General features: G+C 36.5%; 17 protein-coding genes and 3 pseudogenes. 4 read left to right on the top strand and 16 right to left on the bottom strand.

All coding sequences use genetic code 11. The features are described from left to right. Positions 1-5 precede the first annotated feature (5 nt). From ACIFUW_RS02660 to ACIFUW_RS02635, 6 genes are all read right to left on the bottom strand, one after another. Complete coding sequence (locus ACIFUW_RS02660) at positions 6-1871, bottom strand: beta-glucoside-specific PTS transporter subunit IIABC (RefSeq protein WP_002296194.1); 1866 nt, start codon at positions 1869-1871, stop codon at positions 6-8. Positions 1872-1991: 120 nt separating this feature from the next. After that, positions 1992-2843: a BglG family transcription antiterminator LicT gene (gene licT, locus ACIFUW_RS02655; RefSeq protein WP_002291144.1), complete on the bottom strand. Its 852-nt coding sequence runs from the start codon at positions 2841-2843 to the stop codon at positions 1992-1994. 309 nt (positions 2844-3152) lie between these two features. Continuing rightward, positions 3153-3866: a class A sortase gene (locus ACIFUW_RS02650; RefSeq protein ID WP_002296196.1), complete on the bottom strand. Its 714-nt coding sequence runs from the start codon at positions 3864-3866 to the stop codon at positions 3153-3155. Positions 3867-3933: 67 nt separating this feature from the next. After that, positions 3934-4260, bottom strand: coding sequence for a nucleotide pyrophosphohydrolase (locus tag ACIFUW_RS02645; RefSeq protein WP_002293844.1), 327 nt, complete (start codon positions 4258-4260; stop codon positions 3934-3936). Between the two features lie 122 nt (positions 4261-4382). After that, positions 4383-4610 carry a winged helix-turn-helix transcriptional regulator gene (locus ACIFUW_RS02640; RefSeq protein ID WP_002293846.1) on the bottom strand — a complete coding sequence of 76 codons (228 nt, stop codon included), beginning with the start codon at positions 4608-4610 and terminating at the stop codon, positions 4383-4385. A 321-nt stretch (positions 4611-4931) separates the two neighbouring features. Next, the gene (locus ACIFUW_RS02635; RefSeq protein WP_033793060.1) at positions 4932-6185 is read right to left on the bottom strand and encodes a GHKL domain-containing protein; all 1254 of its coding nucleotides are present in this window, start codon (positions 6183-6185) and stop codon (positions 4932-4934) included. A gap of 60 nt (positions 6186-6245) precedes the next feature. Here ACIFUW_RS02635 and ACIFUW_RS02630 point away from each other — a divergent pair. The 3 genes and pseudogenes from ACIFUW_RS02630 to ACIFUW_RS02620 all read left to right on the top strand — a co-directional run. Next, positions 6246-6677: pseudogene (locus ACIFUW_RS02630) on the top strand (response regulator); the annotation flags it as partial. 101 nt (positions 6678-6778) lie between these two features. Beyond that, positions 6779-7951 carry an IS256-like element IS256 family transposase gene (locus tag ACIFUW_RS02625; protein ID WP_000195429.1) on the top strand — a complete coding sequence of 391 codons (1173 nt, stop codon included), beginning with the start codon at positions 6779-6781 and terminating at the stop codon, positions 7949-7951. Between the two features lie 52 nt (positions 7952-8003). Next, positions 8004-8318: pseudogene (locus ACIFUW_RS02620) on the top strand (LytTR family DNA-binding domain-containing protein); the annotation flags it as partial. A gap of 85 nt (positions 8319-8403) precedes the next feature. Here ACIFUW_RS02620 and ACIFUW_RS02615 read toward each other — a convergent pair. The 10 genes and pseudogenes from ACIFUW_RS02615 to ACIFUW_RS02570 all read right to left on the bottom strand — a co-directional run bounded on the left by ACIFUW_RS02615 (position 8404) and on the right by ACIFUW_RS02570 (position 19679). Further along, complete coding sequence (locus ACIFUW_RS02615) at positions 8404-9162, bottom strand: WxL domain-containing protein (RefSeq protein ID WP_002288559.1); 759 nt, start codon at positions 9160-9162, stop codon at positions 8404-8406. Then, a pseudogene (locus ACIFUW_RS02610) lies at positions 9159-9623 on the bottom strand (DUF3324 domain-containing protein); the annotation flags it as partial. The gene ACIFUW_RS02615 and the pseudogene ACIFUW_RS02610, both read right to left, overlap by 4 nt. Positions 9624-9641: 18 nt before the next feature. Next, positions 9642-10139: a DUF916 domain-containing protein gene (locus ACIFUW_RS02605; RefSeq protein ID WP_002321906.1), complete on the bottom strand. Its 498-nt coding sequence runs from the start codon at positions 10137-10139 to the stop codon at positions 9642-9644. Positions 10140-10206: 67 nt separating this feature from the next. After that, a complete protein-coding gene (locus tag ACIFUW_RS02600) occupies positions 10207-13374 on the bottom strand; it encodes an Ig-like domain-containing protein (RefSeq protein WP_002296199.1) in 3168 nt (1055 codons plus the stop codon). Between the two features lie 223 nt (positions 13375-13597). Then, entirely contained in the window at positions 13598-14482 is an 885-nt protein-coding gene (locus ACIFUW_RS02595; protein WP_002288550.1) for a diacylglycerol/lipid kinase family protein, read from the bottom strand. 94 nt (positions 14483-14576) lie between these two features. Continuing rightward, positions 14577-15014 (bottom strand): hypothetical protein, encoded by a 438-nt coding sequence (locus ACIFUW_RS02590; protein WP_002321907.1) that lies wholly within the window; start codon positions 15012-15014, stop codon positions 14577-14579. A gap of 216 nt (positions 15015-15230) precedes the next feature. Beyond that, positions 15231-16142 (bottom strand): peptidylprolyl isomerase, encoded by a 912-nt coding sequence (locus tag ACIFUW_RS02585; RefSeq protein ID WP_002288548.1) that lies wholly within the window; start codon positions 16140-16142, stop codon positions 15231-15233. A gap of 456 nt (positions 16143-16598) precedes the next feature. Then, positions 16599-17027 (bottom strand): hypothetical protein, encoded by a 429-nt coding sequence (locus ACIFUW_RS02580; RefSeq protein ID WP_002288545.1) that lies wholly within the window; start codon positions 17025-17027, stop codon positions 16599-16601. 27 nt (positions 17028-17054) lie between these two features. Then, the gene (locus ACIFUW_RS02575) at positions 17055-17693 is read right to left on the bottom strand and encodes an ABC transporter ATP-binding protein (RefSeq protein WP_002291166.1); all 639 of its coding nucleotides are present in this window, start codon (positions 17691-17693) and stop codon (positions 17055-17057) included. A 3-nt stretch (positions 17694-17696) separates the two neighbouring features. Beyond that, positions 17697-19679 carry a DUF1430 domain-containing protein gene (locus ACIFUW_RS02570; RefSeq protein ID WP_002371278.1) on the bottom strand — a complete coding sequence of 661 codons (1983 nt, stop codon included), beginning with the start codon at positions 19677-19679 and terminating at the stop codon, positions 17697-17699. Between the two features lie 179 nt (positions 19680-19858). Here ACIFUW_RS02570 and ACIFUW_RS02565 point away from each other — a divergent pair, with 179 nt between their 5' ends. Continuing rightward, entirely contained in the window at positions 19859-20524 is a 666-nt protein-coding gene (locus tag ACIFUW_RS02565) for a helix-turn-helix domain-containing protein (protein ID WP_002347318.1), read from the top strand. Positions 20525-21917 lie beyond the last annotated feature (1393 nt).

Genomic DNA, 21917 nt, shown 5'->3' with positions numbered 1-21917 from the left:
CCTCCTTATTTTACAATTGCCAGAACATCTTCGTTTGCAATAATCTCTTTTTGGTCTAATTCAAGTATATCGGCAAATGCATCAGTATTCGTAATGACAACTGGAGTGATTACGCTATAGCCAGCTGCTCTAATTGCTTCGATGTCAAAACGAATCAATAAATCTCCTGCTTTGACGAGATCCCCTTGTTTGACTAAGATCTCAAAGCCATTCCCATTTAATTCTACTGTATCCATCCCGATATGAATCAAAATCTCCGCTCCGTCAGTCGTTGTGATCCCTACAGCATGTCCAGTTGGAAAAATAGTCGTGATCTCTCCGTCTGCAGGTGCAACTAGTTCTCCTACTTCTGGATCAATAGCGATACCTTTTCCCATCACGCCAGAAGAAAAAACTTGGTCTGGTACTTCACTCAATGGCAGTACTTTACCCGTTAAAGGACTTTTTAAGGTATGCCGTGCTGAAGTAATCGGTTCTCCTGCATTCGCATGTTTGTTTTCTAATTGATTGTCTTGTGTTTGTTCGTCAAATCCTAAAATCAATGTACCTACGAATGCAAGAACAAAAGCAATTCCTGTAGCTATTACTGCTACTGTCACATTTGACTCTACACCATCCACCGTATTAATGAAAGTCGGAATCGTCAATAAGCTGACCAAACTGCTGGAGAAAGCTTTTACTCCGGAAAATCCGATAATAGCTCCACCAATACCTCCAGAAATACAAGCGGCAATGAATGGTTTCTTCAAAGGTAATGTCACACCATACACAGTTGGTTCAGTGATTCCAAATAACGAAGTCACTGTAGAAGAAATCCCTAATGCTCGAAGTTTCGTATCTTTTGTTCGCAATGCTACAGCTAAAGCAGCCCCACCTTGTGCCAAGATGGCTGGAAGAAGCATTGGCATCAATACATCAAACCCATATTGTTCGATATTCAAAAACATGATCGGTACGAATCCCCAATGCATGCCGAACATCACGAATACTTGCCATAAACTTCCCATGATTAGACCTGCTACGATTGGACTAAATCCATAAATCGAGTTGAAGAGACCGCCTAAAGCATTACCGGCAACCGTCCCGATTGGTCCTAAAGCAAGAAATGTTAATGGAACCATCACTACTAAAACGACAAGCGGAACTAAAATCATTTGCAGAAATTGCGGAATCACTTTTTTTACGAATGGCTCTAATTTACTTTGAACCCATACGGCTAGAATGATTGGTATGACAGAAGAAGTATAACCAGATGGTGAAAGAATCACTGGGATCCCAAAGAAACTGATAGCTTCTCCCGCACCAGCAACTGCTGTGATAGCTGGATACACAAGTGCCATAGCAATTGCTACTGCTAAAAACTGGTTGGCTTTGAACTTTTTAGCTGCTGTAAAAGCAAGCATGACAGGTAAGAAGGTAAAGACACCATCTGCTGCAGCAAACAATATTTGATAAGTACCGCTATCAGCTGTCAGCCAGCCCATCACCGTTGCCAATGATAAGAATCCTTTCAATACCCCGGCGGCTGCCATCGCCCCTAGAAAAGGTGTAAATATACTAGAGATAATATCGATCAGACGATTCAAAATATTTTTGGACTCTTCTTTTCCATCCTCCGAAACTGCAAGACCTTCCTCATCCACGATCGATTGATAAACATCTGCTACATTACTGCCAATCACTACTTGATACTGACCGCCACTTTGTACGACTTGGATCACGTCCGGGTCTTCTTTTAACTTTTGCGTATCTGCTAAAGATTCATCTTTTAATCTGAATCGCAACCGCGTAGCACAATGTACTAAACTTTTGACATTCTTTTGTCCTCCTACCGCTTCCCATACACGACGACCAACTGCTTGATTATCCATTGTTTTTTCCTTCTTTCTTTTTTATTTAAAAAATAAAAACCCAGATTGAAAAAAACAGTCACAAACATTCGTGAACCTATTTTTTCAATCCAGGTTTTGCCTGCCATACAGTAACAATCCTTATGATTGGATGCTTTTTTTCTCACTTACTACTCTTTGAATATGAATCGTTAAATAAATCTGCTCTGCGATCCCCATTTCCTGTTTTTGCGTTTGTCGAAGATACTCATTGATCCGTTCGACACAATGAAACGCTTTTGGATACTTTCCTTGAACTAATGCGTAGAGAAATTCATCTTGCTCGTCAGATCCTTCCCCTTTGAGATAACGCTGGGCAAAAAACTGCAGATGAGTAATGATACGCTGATAATTCAAAGATTCTTCATCGAACACGATGCCGAAGAATTTACTGATGATACTCAGTATATCTCTTACCATTGTGGTAGCGGTCATCGTCACTTGCATGTCTTCGTTTCCTTGTTGGCTATTCACAAAATGAAAGGCAATAAAACCGGCTTCATCCTCAGAAAGTTCCACACCCGTCTTTTGTTTCACGAACAAAAGAGCCTCTTTCGCTGCTTGATATTCTTTCGGATAAAATTTTTTTGTTTCAAATAATAATGGATTAGGCAGTTGGATATTTTCTTTTGCTCGTGTGATCGCATAATGAAGATGATCGGTCAATGTCAGATAAATATTAGGCGAAAATTCAACTTTTAGTTTATCTTCAGCCAGTTCGACTACTTGTTTGACCCATTCGATCTCCTCTGCCGGAATATCAGCCATCAGCTGCTGGAATTGGTTTTTAGCAAAAGAATCTCTTAAAACAAATTCTTTTTGGACCGCTTCTGGCGAAATCTCGTCCCCAATCTTTTTTTGAAAAGCTAGTCCTTTTCCCATACAAACGACTTCTTCCCCGAATCCATTTTTCGAAATGACGACATTGTTATTCAAAATTTTATCAATTTTCATTTTGCTTCGCCCTCTCAAGAAAAATAAAAAAACCTAGAATTCGCCTACTGTTTCTTAGCTGAATTCTGGTTTTGCCTGCCGTACAGTAACAATCCATTTCTTATTCAAAATCATCATACCATCGAATTTTTATTTATGCAAGCCTTTTCATATAAAAAATAAAAAAACTGGAACACAAGTCTATCTAGAAAACAACCAAATCAGAGATGCACCTCTTTGCGTTTCTCTTTTTTTCAGCAAATTGGTTTTTCCTTATCGATTCATATCCTTTGGCTGTTTTTAATCTGTAACGACTTATGTCCCAGTATCCTAAAATGTTTTTGTCTCTAGATTGAAAGCAGATCTCATATCATCTGTCGCATCTTTTATCGATGTAACACTTTCCAGTTCTCCTTGTACAACTAGTCGCGTGACGGCGTCCATGTCGCCACAAGTAATTAGTGTGACAATTTCTTTTCCCTCGACTTCATTCAGTAATTGGGTATCTGTAGGAGCAACTTTTTCTTTAAAAAATGTTTTGTATGTATACACATTTTCTAAATCTGTCAAATAGATCTTGGCACCCATCTCTAAATTTTCTAGCGGTGTAAACAGCAATTCAGGGTTCGTTGCACGATGGCTTGCTAAGGCATAATTTCCTTTTCCCATTTCTTGATCTGGAGATAATGTTCCTGCTCCGTAAAGTAGTGACGTATTATCCAAGCCTTTGAAAACCGGTAAATTGATTGAAACTGAAGGGACTGCGATACTAGCAATCACTGGTAGATCTGTTCCTCTCATTTGCGACCTCATGACCCCTTCTGTCGTCATTGGTTCTACCGCATCAAAGTCAAAACTGACATCTTTATCGTTATTCTTTTTCAGATCTTCTTTTGTTACATTCGCTATAGCATATTTATCTCCTGTCTCTCTGACAAAATAATCCTTGATCTGTTCATTGAAAATCAAAGCTAGTCCTACTAATAACAAGAGGAACAAGAGGATATTGACTAGCCATCTTTTTGCTTTTCCTTTTTTTTTCATTTTCTCTCCCTCCAGACTCATTTTACTGTTTTTCTTTTGCTCTTTCCAACAGCCGAATGACACATTTCTACAACTCTGTGTATTTTTTTCGTACACCTGCGCTTTTTTCTACAGGATATTTCAAATTATTTTTGATCAATTTTTCTTCAATGATCTCATCTAGATCCAGGTGAAGGTTGTCTGCCATCATGTATGAATAGATCAATACATCTGCCAGTTCTTCTTTGATTCGTTCTAATTGTGTTTCTTTTACTTCTTCCGGCGTTTTCCATTGAAAAAGTTCTAACAATTCAGATGCTTCCAAAGAAATAGAGATAGCCAAATCTTTTTCGTTATGAAATTGTCGCCAATTACGTTCATCTCTAAACTGGTTGACTTTTTCCATACTATTCATTTGCTTGCCTTCTTCCAATCACTTCTTACTTGATTAATCATACCATTTTTTTACATAAAAAATAGATGATGCTTTTAAAAAAACTCCTGTTTTCTTTTATTTAAAATAAATGTCATAGAAAATCAATAATTTAGGTAGCCACCATGTGTATGCAGTAGCGTGTCTTCTTCCCTTGAGGCTTTTTGTTTTTCGATACGTTCTTCTTCCCAAACAGACAACGCTACTAGAATCTCTCTTAATGATTTTCCTTCTTCGGTGAGCGAGTACTCTACTTTAGGCGGGACTTGGTTATAGGCTTTTCGATGGATACTTTCATCTTGTTCTAACTCTCTTAACTGCTGGGTCAGCATTTTTTTTGTGATCGTAGGGATTTGCTTGCTTCTCCACGCCTAAAATAAGCGATATTGCTCTTCCCTTTATCTGGTGTAAGCAAAGCAGTTAGCATTTTGACGATCGTGGGTTCCGCTTTTCACTTCTTATCTACTTAGTATCATGAAGTATACTTTCGTACTAATACTAAGTAGCGGAAGTGTCAACTACTTTGTTTAACTACATAGCAAAAGAAACAGAAGGGTGACAACGGTCATCACGCTTCTGTTTCTTTTGAATATGCTGTGTTGTTGTCTCTATCTCCGTGTAGACTTTCCTCAAACTTATCCTTTGACAGTAAGTCAGTAGGCTGATTTGCTCTTTCTAGATGCCAGATACATTTCTACAAAAAAATAGTGATTCTGTTTTGAAAATTCGATTTTTAGTTCTGCATTTTCGTAAACATCCAACATTTTTTTCGCACTGTATAGACCTAACCCGCCATTTTTTTTAGAGGTTTTTCCTCTTTTGACCATCTCCGATAGCGTCAAATTCGTTGGATTTGCCTTGTTCGCTATACTAAAACGTGATCCCTCTTTTTCTTCCAGCAGATTGATCGTAATCGGACTCTGATCGGCTACACGATGATCGAATGCGTTAGAAATAAAAATAGATAAACAGCGAATAAAAACAACCAGATCAATCGGGATTGTTTTCACTTCGACAGGAATAACTACTTGGATCGGGATTTTCTCCGATTCTGCTTTTTCTAGAAATTTTAAAAAGACACCCCTGACAGCTGGGGATACAATATTTGTTAGCTGTTGTATTTGCGGTTTTTCAAAAATAGCTGCAGAATGATCTTCTAATATTTCTAAAAATTCCAACGTTTCTTTTTTATTTTCCTGAAGAGTAATTTTTAATGAAAACAGTAGACTTTTATAATCATGTTTGAATTCCTCTAGATGATGGTAATATTCTTCATTTATTTGATACAGTTGAAGCGATTCCTGATGTTGTCTTTCTTTTACTTGGAAACTGATCAACATAATGGAAAAAAACAAAGAAAAAAAACTGATGACTATCGACAAAAGAGATAGAAGCAGATAATTAGATGAGCGGAAGTGAACACTTCCCAATACCAAGTAAATCACGCCCCAGCTTAATAAAATACAAATACCTCCAAAATAGTGTTCAGTTGGATAAGTAAAAAGCAAGTTGAGAAATCTCGTCTGTTTGTCTATACTTTTTACTAATAGATAGAAAATAAATGCGATAAGTAGTGCAAAAAAACTTGCTGTTCCAAGATGTCTCTTTCCTAAATAATCCATCAGATCAAAAACCAGAAAAAAGCTGAGTCCAGTGATAGCAAAAAAAAGATTACTGATCAAACAGCTGATAAACAGGTTTTTCGTAGTAAAATAAAAAAGAAACATCAATAATAAGCCAATTAGGTAAGGAAAGCTCACTTTAGGGATAGGAAGTAAAAGTGTCACCACCATCAAAGCTATACAACCAAAGCTGTTTTTTACTAGCAGTTGTTTCGAAAAGAATAAATAGATACCTAAATCTAAAATCAAAGTAAAGGTCAAATAAAGTGTCACTGTTGCGACCATCTTATTCCTCCATTGTTTTGTTTCAAAATGTACACATATTTTTTTAATAGGAGCCTGCATATGAAAAAGTATTTTATCATAGAAGATAACCAGTTTCACAGCGAATGGATCATCAGAGAATTGGTCAATCATCATATCGAGAATATCGTGCAGCTCACTTCTATCTCTCAAATCAATCAGTTGATCCAGTTGGGCACTATTGATAATCACGATGTTTTCTTTATCGATATCGACTTGAAGCAATCACTCACAGGTATTGATGTCGCCGAACAAATACGTAAAAAAAATGCACATAGTAATATTGTTTTTTTCACCGCTTATACGAATTTTGCAGTAGAGATCATCAATCGGAAAATCCTTCCGATTGGATATATCAGAAAAGACAGGAATTTATCTGAACAAATTCGTCAAGTGCTAGAACAGATCAATTGGAAAGAACAGCAGATCGTAAATGTCGATAAAATCTTTATTGATCAAAAAGGTGGAAGTCTCGATAAAGTCCGTATAATTGTGTAAAAGTAAAAAGGCCATATAACAGTCCTTTTACGGTACAATGTTTTTAACGACAAAAACATACCCAGGAGGACTTTTACATGACCCAAGTACATTTTACACTGAAAAGCGAAGAGATTCAAAGCATTATTGAATATTCTGTAAAGGATGACGTTTCTAAAAATATTTTAACAACGGTATTTAATCAACTAATGGAAAATCAACGAACAGAATATATTCAAGCAAAAGAATATGAACGAACAGAAAACCGACAAAGTCAACGAAATGGCTATTATGAGCGCAGCTTTACGACACGTGTAGGCACGCTAGAATTAAAAGTACCCAGAACACGTGATGGCCATTTTTCACCCACAGTGTTTGAACGTTATCAACGAAACGAAAAAGCCCTCATGGCTTCAATGTTGGAAATGTATGTATCAGGCGTTTCAACTCGTAAAGTATCAAAAATTGTGGAAGAACTTTGTGGTAAATCCGTCTCTAAGTCCTTCGTTTCTAGCTTAACAGAACAGCTAGAACCTATGGTTAACGAGTGGCAGAATCGTTTATTATCAGAAAAAAATTATCCTTACTTAATGACCGATGTACTCTATATAAAAGTACGAGAAGAAAATCGAGTACTCTCAAAAAGCTGTCATATAGCGATTGGAATAACCAAAGATGGCGACCGTGAAATTATCGGCTTCATGATTCAAAGTGGCGAAAGCGAAGAGACCTGGACAACATTTTTTGAATACCTAAAAGAACGCGGTTTACAAGGTACGGAACTCGTTATTTCTGATGCGCACAAAGGATTAGTCTCTGCCATTAGAAAATCCTTCACCAACGTAAGTTGGCAAAGATGCCAAGTTCACTTCCTAAGAAATATCTTTACCACCATTCCTAAAAAAAATTCAAAATCTTTCAGAGAAGCTGTTAAAGGAATTTTTAAGTTCACAGATATTAACTTAGCGCGTGAGGCTAAAAATCGATTGATTCATGATTATATCGATCAACCAAAATATTCAAAAGCTTGCGCATCATTGGATGATGGATTCGAAGACGCCTTTCAATATACCGTACAAGGAAATTCCCACAATCGACTAAAGAGTACCAATCTAATTGAACGACTGAATCAAGAAGTACGCAGAAGAGAAAAGATTATTCGCATCTTCCCCAATCAAACATCAGCCAATCGCTTAATTGGAGCCGTTCTTATGGACCTACATGATGAATGGATTTATTCTTCAAGAAAATACATCAATTTTGATAAGTAGAAATGGTAAAAACATTGTATAGCATTTTACACAGGAGTCTGGACTTGACTGAAGTCTCGTCCTGTATCCTCGGGAAATTTTATATATTGAAAGTATCAAAGGTTTGAAAAACCAAGTTATGGTCAAAACAACTACAGAAGATAAATTAGTGAATACTTCTTTAAAACAATTGAAGACAGAGTTAGAAAAGTATGCTTACTTTTTACTTTTAAAATCTTACTGTATCAACTTATCGCAATTGCAGAAAATTGATTCTGCTCATTATGTGTTAGAATTTTTCAACGGTGACTCCTTACTCGTTGGTCGAAAGATCTTTGAAAAGACAAAGGAACGTTTCCATGACTTCCAAAAAACTGCTTCGAGTTGATGAATAAGAGCTGAGACGTAAGCATAGCAGATTTCAGGGAGTGGGCCTTGAATCGGCTCCACTCCCTGAAGTCGTTGATATGATTTTACGCTTCCTCTTCTGTAGGAGCATCTGTTAACGACCATGTGAATGTTGAAACGTAGTTGTCTACAGCATAATTGGATACAGGAACAAATAATTCCACTGATTGTCTCCCTTGTTCCACATTCTCTCCTAATGAATAAATCCATGTGCCAATCCCTTCATTTGCTCCTGCAGTTACTAGATCTACTGCCTGATCTGCTGGGATTTCGATTCCTTCAGCGCCAGTTCCAGAAACGGTAGATGGCATTCCACTGCTATTAGTTGCGCTATTTCGAATCACGGCGTTTTTGAATTTCACCTTTGAACCAGTTAGTTTATTCGTATCAGATGTTGTACCAATAAATTCTGTTCGTTTGACTGATAATTTCCAACCGGCATAATTTCCGCTTTTATCCGTTACTTGTACGAAATTCTGTACTTGTGTTTGTGCTCCAGTACTGTCCGTTCCGCTTTGTAATGCAGCATATACTGTTTTTGCTGTACCTAACTTGATTGTTCCAAAATCAAGATCTGGAGCTTGGTCAATCGTCAGTAATCCGGATGTTCCCTGATTTGGTTCGTCAGGTGTAAAAGGAGTATCAGGATCATTTGGATCAACAGGAGGAACTGGAACAACGTCTTCAGGATTTGCAGCATCTGGTTTGGTCACAGAAATCGTTCCTTCTGTAGTGGCTGAGCTCTTATTCTCAGCAAAAACACTTTGTGTACATAATAATAGACTTCCAGCTAGAACGGTACTTAATGCAATTGTTTTTTTCATTTCTTTTTCCTTCTTTCTTTTAAAATAAATAATCCAGCAAATAAGCCAATAAGAATGACTCCAACAAGTATCAGCCATCGCCAGTCAAATGTTTCTGGCTGATTTTTTAAATCAATATCCTTTTCATTCAATTGGTCCGCTGCATCATCAGTTATTTCAAAATCGGTATGGAGATTCCAGCGTTTTTCTTTCCAAGCACCCTTCACAACCGCTTGATAATGTCCCGGAGCTAATTTTTTTCCTTCTAATGGGACAAGTAAATCAAAATTTGTATTGGGTGCTACATCTATTTTTTCTTTTTTTATTGAAAGGTAAGGCTCTTTTGTTTCTTTTTTGTAGATTTCAACCGATGTAGTCAAGCCGAACATATAAGAAGCATTTGGATTTTGAAGATTCGCCTTAATCACATTTCTTCCATCGCTTTGATCCGCATAAGCTTTTTTTAATTTCAAATCTGGGGAAGACTCTTTTTCGCTATTTCAAATCAAGATTGCTTTCACTTGAGAAAACTGATTGACGACACCAACTGTACTTTTGTTAGAAACGTTCTCTTTTTTTTCTTGAAACGTGATCCCTCCTGCGACCACACCAGCCAGCTCTTTTTCTGGCGCTTTCAGTGAAAGTGTCTCAGTGACCGCACTTTGAGGAGGAACAGTTATTTCTCCCACTGTTTTTGCTAAGTTTTTCATATCATAACTTAATGTTTCATCAAATTTACTTTTTGATTCTCCATATTCGATCACACCGTTTGAATTCGTCGTAGCGGAGTGGATCAATGTCTCAACTGTTACTGATTTATCTGTTCGGTTAAAGACCGTGTAGGGGATTTCCTGTGTTTTCCCAGGCTCCATCCTTACATTTATATATGTTTTGTTCTTATCAATCTGATTAGCCGGTAATTCAAAATCTACCGCAAAATTGAATTCGGAGGCATGGACAGGTGTCTGCCAAAGGATGAATCCAAGGAGAAGGATCATAAGTAAAGAGCAGTTGTTTCGATGACTTTTATTCCATATTCGATTCATCAATCATCCTCCTTGATCTTTATTCTGTCGGCGCATCTGCTAATGTCCATGTTATCTCTGCTGAGTAATTACCAGCTATCTGATTTTCTTTGGTTAAGACAAGTTTAAACGCCCGACCGTTATTTAAATATTCTGAATAATCTGCTTGCACATTCGTTGAATTTTGTCCTCTGACAATTTCCAGTTCTTCTTCATTCACTAATTGATACTCCTCTCCTTTCTTGAAATATAGGACATCCTGCATAGAAAATCCTGCATCATTTGTGAAAGGCTGAGATAATTTTATCGTTAAGATCCACGGATTTTTCGTTTCTCGCTGATCATAAATCCATAATTTTTCCTGTATATCCATTTGGCCAAATGCTTCTTGTGTCAAACCAGTTGCTTTGATCTGACCAAAATCGAGTTTGGAAGGGGCAAGAAATGAGAGACCACCTTCTACTACGATCTTCGTAGCAGGTGCAAAAGGCGGGGCATCATGATAAACAACTGGCGTATCACTTGGATTGTGATTCCCAATTTCATCGTTGGTACTTGGCTTGTTCTGCACACCCTTAGCAGTAGCTTCTCCTGCTTGGTCGTTTAATACAATTTCTAATACATCTCCTGCAAAAAGTTGATTTTCTGGGATAGAAAGAACAAATTCCCCTGTATCATCAATAGTTGTTTCTGACAAAACAGCTTGATTTTTTTTCAATGAAACCAAGGCTCCTGCTTCACCTGTACCTGTGATCGTGCGAGAAGCTGCATTGATCAATGTGGTACTTAAATTAGCAGGTTCAGGAGGAATCACATCGACTGTCGTTTTGGCAGAGTCCAGTTCTGTCACTTCTTGGCCACCTCTTACTTTTTTAGCAGCAACAACTTGCACTTGATCCTCCGTTTTTAATCTCTCATCATTGGGTACTTGAACTTCGAACAAGCCGCCTTGTTCGCCTTCTCCCCATGGGTTATATCCTGCCCCTTCATTTTCATCTGTTTGTCCTTGCGTGAGAGCAGTAATTTCTACAGATGATTTCGTCGTATCTGCGTAAGTAATACGTAAAGTCACTTCTACTTCGCCTGTCCAAGCATCTCTTGGCTTTGCCTCGACACCTTCGGGAACAACGACATGCCCATAGATTTTTTTATCTGCATTCGTTGGCACTCTTAAGGATTCAATCATCGGGAGCTGATTATTGGCACTGATTCGATTATAATTTTTCATTCCGGCACCTGTCTGAGCAAATTCATTTGTTAAACCTGCACTAGGGCTTGATACGAAATTGCCTAAGTCGGTCCCATTGATCGATAAGTCTGTCATATCAGAAAAATAATCCGGGTCTTTTTCAAAGTTATCGAATGTTGCGCCTGTTTTTCGCCATAAAGCGATTTCTGAATGGGCGATCTTTAAAGAAGAATCTCCATTTCCTTGGAATACCCAGCCGCCTATGCCATTGGTCTCGCTTCCAATCCGTTTGTTTTGGAAATCAAAATAGGTAGGAGATTCTAAGTCCACATTCAACACATCCCCACTGATGATGCCGGTCTTATCTTCCCCTGTTTTCCCGACCATGACTAAATAAGTTTTTTCACCTGCCGTAAAATTTAAATCAATATCTCCAGTTGTATCTACAGTTGCTCCGGAATCTGCGCGTATATCGATATTTGATTTTTCTCCAGTGACTGTAAAATCAGCTGAACCTGGACTTTCTAGAAAACCAGAAGCGTCATAAAATTGGATCGCTTGATTTCCTTGATTGAGTCTGTTCACGTAAGATTTGCCATCACCTGTATTTCTTACCCTCAATGAGCCTCCATTGGTTACTGTCAGCTTTTGCGTACCATTCTCAAAACGAACTGCGCTGGAACGCCCACTCTGCTTATCGATGTCGATAACTGATCCGGCTCCTTCTACGATCAAAGAAAGGCCTTTTCCTACAAAACGCATCCCATTGTTCCCGGGTTGATCGTCATCTCCAGCCATTTTGACCGAGATTTGTCCACCACTTGATACATGGATTTGACTAGAATCTCCTTGCAAGCGAAATCCGCCCGTAGTTGCTGTATTGATGGTGATTTTCCCACCATTCGATACAGTGACTTTCGATCCTGAACCTCTCATTTGGATGATTCCGCGATTGTTGTCATTGGTAATATTGATCTTTGTATTTACCGAAAATTCGCTTCCCGAACCACTGACTTCAAACATGACATTACCAGGTAGCGTATCGACTGCCTCTCCTTCATCGCTAACGCCATCTGCCCGATCATAATCAAGAGAGACCTTTGAACCGCTTAAGATATGGATTCCTGGCGCTGTTTTTCCACTACCAGTCTCATCTCCTGAATCTAGAAAACCGTAGAATTTCCCTAGATACGGTCCATAAAGTTGACTACCATTGATCACATTCAATTGATAGCTTCTACAAAAATAGGCTTTACCCGGAGCGGCATTCAGTCCTTCCTTCACTGGTTGGACATCCAACACACCGGAAACACCATCTAATGTGACAGTTGCACGAGGAGCGTAAATCAGTCCTAATTTGGACCCATCATACAAATCAAGTGTCCCGGTAAATTTTATTTCTCCCGTAAAATGATATCTGCTTCCCCAAAAATCGGTCATATAAGCAATGATAATGGCATTTCCATCGATATTTGGTGTCAATCCACCTGGATGTGCAGCTGTTCCTTTAAAATTCTGGAACTCGATCGACTGAGGTATCTCATTGATATAAATATGGTGTGTGCCGAAATTGTGAGCGAATCCACCAAAATCAATAACGATATCTCGTTTGATCTCTAATTCCCTGTCTAAAGTCAAAGGCTGAATCAGTCGGATCTTAGTTACTGATTCGTCTGCGAGAAGCTGCGCCAGTTCTTCTGTTGTGGCAGCTTCGCTGTACCCATCCGCTGAAACAGCTCTTGCCAGTGCCGCTTCACTGCTATCAGACGTTTGTTCAGCTACTTCTGAGGTCTCACTTGTCTTATTTTCTTCTTGCCTTTTATTAGTAGAAGCCTCACTTTGAGATTCTGTAGTTTCAGAAGTAATCGATTCTTCTGAAAAAGTAGTCTTGTCAAAACTTTGATTCTCTGATTGCGTTGATTCGTTTGTTTTCTCTACATCGGCAAAAACGGATGTCACCATCAAGAGAGGGAAGACAAACAAAATCGACGCAATCAGCTTTTTTACACATTGATTCATTCTCCACCATCCTCTCTGACGTTTTGACAATTTTATTTTATCGTTTTAATCTATTTCCAATTGTACTTTCATATTTAAAATATGTATTTTTATGGAAAAATTTTTCTATTAGGTGTAAATTTCTTTTTTGTACAAAAAAAAGGCTGTGACAAAAGTCTTGTCACAGTCCCTTATCCCGAACAAGCGGTGTTCTCCCGCCAACTCCTCGGTCACAACCTCCATTTTAACAATAAACCTGTAAATGTGAGGGCAATACTTTGATTGTCACAGGTAATTTATCCCCTTCATCTCCATCAACATTCGTCGTCAATTCTTCCTCATCAGCTAATGACACAACTAATTGCTCACAAGTAAGGTAGGCTAGATTTTTCGTAGATTCATCTACTCCTTTTAATAGGTCTGGCAATGTTTTAAGCGTATCGATCAAAGAAGAATCTTTTAAATAAACCAAATGGAGCTTACCATCATCCACTTTTGCATTTGGAAGTAATGTTTCAAAACCGCCGACTGAGTTAGTTAGTCCTATCAGCAAGGTACTGCTCTCAATTTCTTCCTTCTTTCCATCAACTTCTACGTGAAACGAGTAGGATTGTGTGGAAGCTAACTGTTTGATTCCTGACATGAAATAAGCTAGTTTTCCAAATTTCGTCTTCTTCTCCGCATCTACATCATTGATTGATTCAGGGATAGAGCCAATTGCGACGACATTCATAAAATAGTCGTCATTTATTTTTCCAATATCCAATGGCTTGACTGATTCAATCGAAAAATGATTGATCGCTTCCTCAGGTTCTAGCGGTATCCCTAATGCTCGAGCCAAGTCATTCACCGTACCCAATGGGAAAAATCCGAAATTTGGCCGATGTTCTTGTTCAGCGATTCCACTGATTCCTTCGTTGACTGTTCCATCTCCGCCCATGACAAACACACTATGATACCCTTCCGTAGCCGCTTCGCGAGTAAAGTTTTTTGCATCCCCTGCTTTTTTTGTATGCAAGACGACCACTTCATCAAACACCGATTCCAATTTTGCTATCGCTAATTGCTCAAATTCCTTTGCTTGTTCACCGCCTGAACTGGGGTTTACCACTAATAAAACTTTTTTCATCACTTTCTTTCCCTTCTGATTGATTTCTTTAATATAACGATAGCATAAAGAAAAAAATTAGGCTGTGATGAAGTACTGTTCATGAAACATTCATTTATTTTTTGACAAGATAAAACATCCATACTATGAAACTGAGGAAAATTAAAACAATGATATAGGAAATAAAAGAAAATGATAGGCATTGTATACCTAATAAAGTAAAAATCTTAGGTGGCAGATAAAAACACAAAAATAGCAAGAGAATGTAATAGCGTTTCTTCCACTTTTTGTTATCAGACCTTATAGCGATCAGAGGAATACCAAATGCATAACTGAAAAACTCTTGATGTACTGTTAATATGTCACGGCCTTGAATAATAAATGCGACAATCCCCGCTATAATTAGTGTGCCTAACACCAAAACGGAAAATTGATGAATATATTTTATATACAAATGATCCATTGTACTTCCTGCCTTTTTATTTGTGAGAAAAACAAATCCGTATACGTGAATAACTTCTAGAAATAAAAGAAATTTGCAAAACCACTCCATTTATCTACTTCTACGTGCATTTTTTGATATTGTTTTCTTTATTTAAGATTATACAGAAAAATATCTAGGGTCGCTGGATTCTAAGTAAAAAAAATTTTTAAAATAAAAAGAACTAAATCAAGTAGTAATTAAACTACTGTTGATTTAGTTCTAATAAAAAGATTTAGATGAACAGTTTTATTGATTTAAATAGTTCATATTTTTTATTTATACCGCTTATTTACTACTTGCTGTACTAGAATCTGAAGTGAATGTACTCAAAACATTTTCAAAGTCTTTGTCTTTGATTTTTACATTAGCGTCTTTCAATACTTCGCCAATTACTTTATTCTGGAAGGTACTGTCACTTAATTTTGTGTCTGTTGCAATTTCTTTCAATTCTTTTTTGTATTTATCCATGTCGTTGCCTTTGTTTTGGTTTTTCACCATTTTAACCACATAATATTCCGTAGTATAAGTTGAAGCATTGGTAGAAGTGATCACATCAGAAACTTGACCATCTTTCAACTTAAAGGCTGCTTCTTTGACTTCTGCCGGAACCGTTGTAGTAGTGGAATCAAATTTCACTTTTCCGCCATCTTCTTTTGTCGTAGTATCAGTTGACTTGTCTTTGGCTAATTTAGAGAAATCGTCTCCCTTATCAGCAGCTTTCTTCACATCTTTTGCATCATCTTCACTTGCTACTTGGATAATTTGAGCTTCCACTTCTGGATGGAAAGATTCCCAAGCCGTTTTTAAATCTTCATCGGTCAATTTGATATGTTTCTTTAGACCTTCTTGAAAGGCTAGACTTTGTTTGATACTGTCTTTGAATGTTTGTTCTGTGTAACCTGCAGATTTCAATTGTGAATCAAATGAATCACCCAATTGTTTCTTTGTTTGATCATATTGAGAATCGATTTCTTTGGTTGATACGTCATCTCCATATTTATCTTCAAATACTTGATAAACGATCAACTGTTGCACAGCGGAATCTGCTCCTTGCATTTTTTTCAAGCTATCCATTACTTCTTGTTCGCTGATTGTACCGCCTTTATAACTAACGGCTGTTTTTTCACCGGCATTCGTACAGCCTGACAATAAGCCAGTGCCTAGTACGATGGCAAGTGCTAAAAATCTTTTTTTCATTTATCAATTCTCCTACTTTTCGTTTTTTGCGAATTGCTAAAAACAAAGGTGTTCAAGATGAAAATCATCAAGAACACCTTTACTAATCTGCTCGATACGTCCTGAATAGATATAAGGCTACACAATCCAGAAAGTTCGCTCAGCAGAATAAATGTCAAGTAGCACATCACACCTTAATATACTACTTCTTTTGTTACCGTTTTTCAAGTCTATCTTGCGTTCCGTATTTAACGTAACTAATTCTTAGAACAAATGTTATCGATTTTGTTTTTCTTCTTCCGCTGCTGGGATATTCAAATCAGACACTTTTATGTTCGATTTTCCAGACATTTTTTTGTTGTTTTTATTATGATATATTTTTATACAACTAAAAATGAATATATTAAAACTACCAAAAATAACTTTTAACGCTGTTTCATTATATGTTTTTTCTATTTTATATAAACTTTTGGATACTTAATACCAACCGGTTGGATTGTACCAACATGAGAATGTGTCAGTTCTATTTCCTGTCGCACTTGCATAGGCCCATACTCCTTTTGTTGCATTTGCTGATCGAATAGAGTTTCCAACTTTCGCTTTTGCACCGTGACGATTATAGACACGACTATAGTGGTTAGAATGACCTGTTTTTCTCGTACAAGTTGTATCACTATAATAAACCCATCTTCCAGAGCTATGATTAATTGCTGTTCTAGAAATTTCCCGGTCTACTGGTAAATTTGACTTAATAATATTACCTTTAGCATCAAAATGAATCTCTCCTGGCTTTAAAGATTTGTAATAGATTTCACCGTGAACTGAATTTGCTTCCACTTCAGATGACATAGCGTTTCCTCCAACAAAACCTATCCCTAGTGCACAAATAATAACTGCTTTTTTCATAAAACGACATCCTTTCCTTTTTGATTTTTAAAGCATGATCTTCTTGTTTCCTATTTTGGTCAGATATGGATCATGCGTGACTACGATAACTAACGTACCTTGGGAAGCTTGTTGCGATAAGATTTCAACTACTTTATCCTTATTTCTTTTATCCAATGACCCAGTCGGTTCATCGGCTAAAATGATTTTGCTATTCTTCAATAAGACTCTCGCACAGGCGATTCTTTGCTTCTCACCACCAGATAATGTGTAGATAGGCGTACTTAGCTTCTTGTTTATATTTACTTTTTTCAATGCCTCATACTTTGCTGTTCGCTTATCTGAAACATTTAAATTCGAAAACTTCAATCCAATATCTAAATTAAAATCGATTGTTTCATATTCAATCAACCCAAAATCTTGAAAAAGAAAAGATATGGTATTTCTTTTTATCAAGCGCTTCTCTCTCCCAGTTAATTGTTTCGTCTCTTGATCGAACAAATAGAATTGTCCTGAACTGAACTGATCATTCAATCCTAATATATTCAATAACGTACTTTTACCTGCTCCACTTTCTCCAACAACAGTCACAAGATCCCCAGCATCCGCAGTGAAACGATCCAAATGAAGAATCGTTTTGTTTCGAATGATTTTTTTCGCACCTTTTATCACTATCAACGGCTCCAATTGTTAACCTCCATTCATCAGCAATAACTGACTTTTCTTTTCTGTAGACAAAATAAAAACAACTGAAAGAATAAAATCAATGAAGCTAAAGAAAAAAATATTAAAAAGATATTTAGGCTCTCTTTCTATAAGAAAAAGGAAGATTACACTTGTCGTTCCCCATTTGATGAGGTTCATCATGAAGAAATCTTTATACGTTTCAAAGAGCGAATAACCACTTGAACGAAAGATAGCGATTTTCCGACAATTGTAGACAAAATATATGCATAACATGACATAGCTCAACAAGAAGAAAGAAAAGAAAGTGAGTAAAAATATCTGTATCAAGTAATGAAATGATCTGCTTAACACTTTGACAGCTATCTCTTCAGTCTGAGTATACGGAAATGATAACTGCAAGTTATCACGTAACTGACTTTCTTCAATCAGCTCAAATAACCTTTCTTTCGACAAAGAGCCTATCTTGATCTTTAACGGTGGATAGATTTCTCCGCTGAGAATATTTCTTTCCAAATACATACTGTTTTTCAATGTCAGTATTTCAACAACCGGATAATGTTCGATCCAGGGGATAGAAGGAATAAATGTATAAATGGGTTGATTGTTTTTTATAAATAGAAATTTCGGTTCTTTTTCACTGATTTCTTGATAATATTCTGTTATTTGCGCCAGGTCATTTTTTAAATCTGTATGTCTATATCGTTCAGGGATCAATATAACAGGGTGCGTTTCTTTTTCGGTTATTTGGATCAACCTTCCAGAGACATCAATCAAAGGAAATTTCTTAAGATAATTCAGATTTATTTTTATCCCTCTGCCAAACTGTTCATTTTCTTCATTCAAGTAATCTGATACATTGACTAATATACTTCCGTTTTTATTCAAAGTTTCATATAATTCCTGATCTGCTGCTGATGCAAAACGATTGGAATAAATAAAATCCACGTGGTTTTTCCCGATGGTTACTGGATAAAATACATGATAGTCCTCACCAGCGATTTCTTTTGGTGGTTCATGGGAAACAGCTAACTGTGAAGAAGAAAAAACGATAGTTGCTAATTCGACATTGGCAACGGTCAAAAGAAGAGAAAACAACAATCCAAATGTAAAAAGAATGTATTGGATATAGTTGAACGCTTCTCTTAACGAAGCGATTTTTTCAACTAATAAAAGAGAAATCAAAGAGATACCATATATTCCGCTGAACAAGAAAACGTACATCTGGAACAAATAAAGAAATTGCTCCTTATAATACATAAAAATAAAACCACCAATGATTCCTGCAATTATGAATGTAATAATGATTTTCTTTTTCCCCAATAAACACCACAATACTTGATGTAATGAAAAGTCATTATTCAACAATAAACTGATTTCTTTATTCATCAATAAGAAAAAGGATGATAACAAAAGGAATAAAAGAATCAATCCAATAGTTAAATACACTCGATAATTATATACGTCTGTATTTGAAATAACCGAATACGAATAGCTATTTTCAAAGTCTTCAAAAATATTAGTGGCATAATCAGTGTGAAATGCTTGATTGAATCGATCAGTGAATAGTGAAATGACCCGTTCATAGGCTTCTTTTTCTCTCGTCATCAAGAAAAATTCACCTTCAAAATCTTTTATTTTGATCGATTCTTCAATGGACGTTACGCGAAAGGAGGTATTAGAATAGGGTACCTTCTCGTGAGAAGATTTGACATCCCCTTGATAATACAATGTCATTTCAAGCTTTGGCTGTATCTTGAAGTTCCAAGATGTATCTACTTCATTGGATTCATTTACTGTTTTTTTCATATAAGAAAGCTCAGTTTCTGATGAGACATTTTCAAATACCATGATTAGCTGCTCATATTCTTCTTGCCCAATAAAATGTTGTGGCAATCGAATCGGAGTATAAGTATCTGTTTGATGGAAAAATTCATTTGTCCGATAGAGTACCTGTTTATTTATACTAACCAAGGCAAAACCACTCATGATACCGGTCACTATGATTGTGAGTAAAACTGTGAACTTTTTTTTGATTATCACCACTCTCCCTTACTTAAATGATTCTTTGATAAAATCATACCGTTTTTCATCAAAAAAACGTATCTATCAAGTGTATAGGTCATGTAGAATAAATCTATATACTGTAGAATCGAAAGGAGAAGAAGATGAACACCGGAGAAAAAATACGAACTTACCGCAGAAATTGTAAGCTTACGCAAAAAGAATTAGGCGAAAAAATTGGTGTTTCCGATAAAACGATTTCTAGTTGGGAAAATTCTCGTACAATGCCAGACTTTGAAATGCTGTCACTTTTACATCATACTTTAGGTCTGCCGATTGATTTTCCTTCTATTGAATCAGCTACCGAATCAATAGAACCAACATTGCCAGATGAACCTCTTGTTAACAAGAAATCTTATTCATCAAAACAACCCTTCTCACTCAAAAAGACACTATCTTTCTTTCTGCTCGTCTTTTGTTTGGTCTATCTTTTTCTTATCAATTATCAATACAAAAATGAAACGATCGATCGATTCAATCCTTTTTTGAAACCACAAATCGGCTATACCACACTCCCTGTAGGATACGTGGACAATTCCATCGAACGTTGGGTATGTAATGATATCTTTGGCCATGGTACATGGCTGTCTTTTCACGCTGGAGAGGTAGAAAAAGAGAAAAACCATGCTGTAATCAAACACAAAGGAAAACACGTCATGAACGTTCGCCTGCTCACTTGGGAAGCCATTCCCTCAGATTACCAAGAAATCCTCAGCCAAGACTATGACGACGCCTTAAAAAGAAGCCCTCAGGAGCCAGATAGGCATTAAGTAGGAGATGAACGTAGAGATAGAAAAAATCAATGCACATGATCTTATCCAAAAAACAGGGGTACAAATTAATTGAAAAAGCCTTGAGATGAAAGTTCCTAAATAAAAAAGTTCAGAATGATAGGTATTTCTGGCTTATAGTATAATATTTACGCCACAGCCTCCCAATGATTCTTTTTGGAATCATAATCAAGGATGGACATTCACAAAAATATTTTGCTCATTCGATCCGAATAGATTAACGACCAATCTAGTAAGTAATATAGATTGGTACGTAGTCAAGCTGCACATAATTTAGATCAATTTTAGTTCTTTTTTATATTTCTATGATCTGCTCATTTACTTTTATATGATGGCTTACAGTAACATAAATAAATATGATAATCGCTGGTAGTTTATCCAAGAGTACTCAATAAAATACAAAATGGATTGTTCAAGCGCCTATCATAATGATAAAATGAAACAAATAAACGATACAAGGAGGAAGAGACTTTGAGTAATGGCAGAACAATTTTTTCATTGTAAAAATTGTTCAGTTGTTAATCTATGGGATTTCGGTAGCATGGGCATTTTTTTATAGAGGAATCACACCAACCTGGCCGTTTTATCTCTTGTTAGTGGGAATATTAGTAGGAAATTTTGCCCCTCTTCACTATCGTACGAACTTTTTTCCAACTGATTCTGGCCTTTTTCTTAAAACAAAGACGCGAAAATTAGAAAACATTATTGAAATGACAATTACCTGTATAATCATTTTCTTAGTTATATTCCTAAACGTCTTCTAATAAGAATCTCTTAAAATTAGCTTGTTACAGTTAGTTACCTAGTTTATATAACACAGTTATCTTATCTTCCTTATCAACATCTTTTGCCAACTCTTTGTCTTAAATTCGAAACATATAAGCAGAGCTACGAACACCAAGACTGTTTCGGCTCTGTTTTTTGCATCAAATTCACTCTTATATAGCTGATAATCTCGGCTCTTTAAAAGAAATTATTTTCGCTTCATTTTATTATAAAAAGGCTAGGAACCTTGATGTTATCAGGTTCCTAGCCTTTATTTAAGTATTACCCCACAGACCCTTCCATATAGATTTTTGAATTACACACTAGTTTAAACTAAAACAAACAAGGAAAAACTTACCATTTAATCATAAAATTAGCTCATATGAATATATTAGAATGTAAAATAGACTGGTCAAAATCTGGTCAAAAAAGAGGACTAATACAGGTAGTCCTCTTTTTTGTTATTTTGATATTCTAAATCATTTTTTATTGGATTATTCCCTTGTTCGATGTAGACTCAAATCAATCTCTTTACTTGCTAACATCCTTTATTTTACCTTGACCTGTTGATAATAGACAGTTAAATCTTGATTTAAAGTGGGGCAAT

The sequence above is a fragment of the Enterococcus sp. PLH-Efm8 genome (assembly GCF_053011625.1).
The sequence above is the reverse complement of the archived record's forward strand: the minus strand, read 5'-3'. Positions and strand labels throughout refer to the sequence as shown.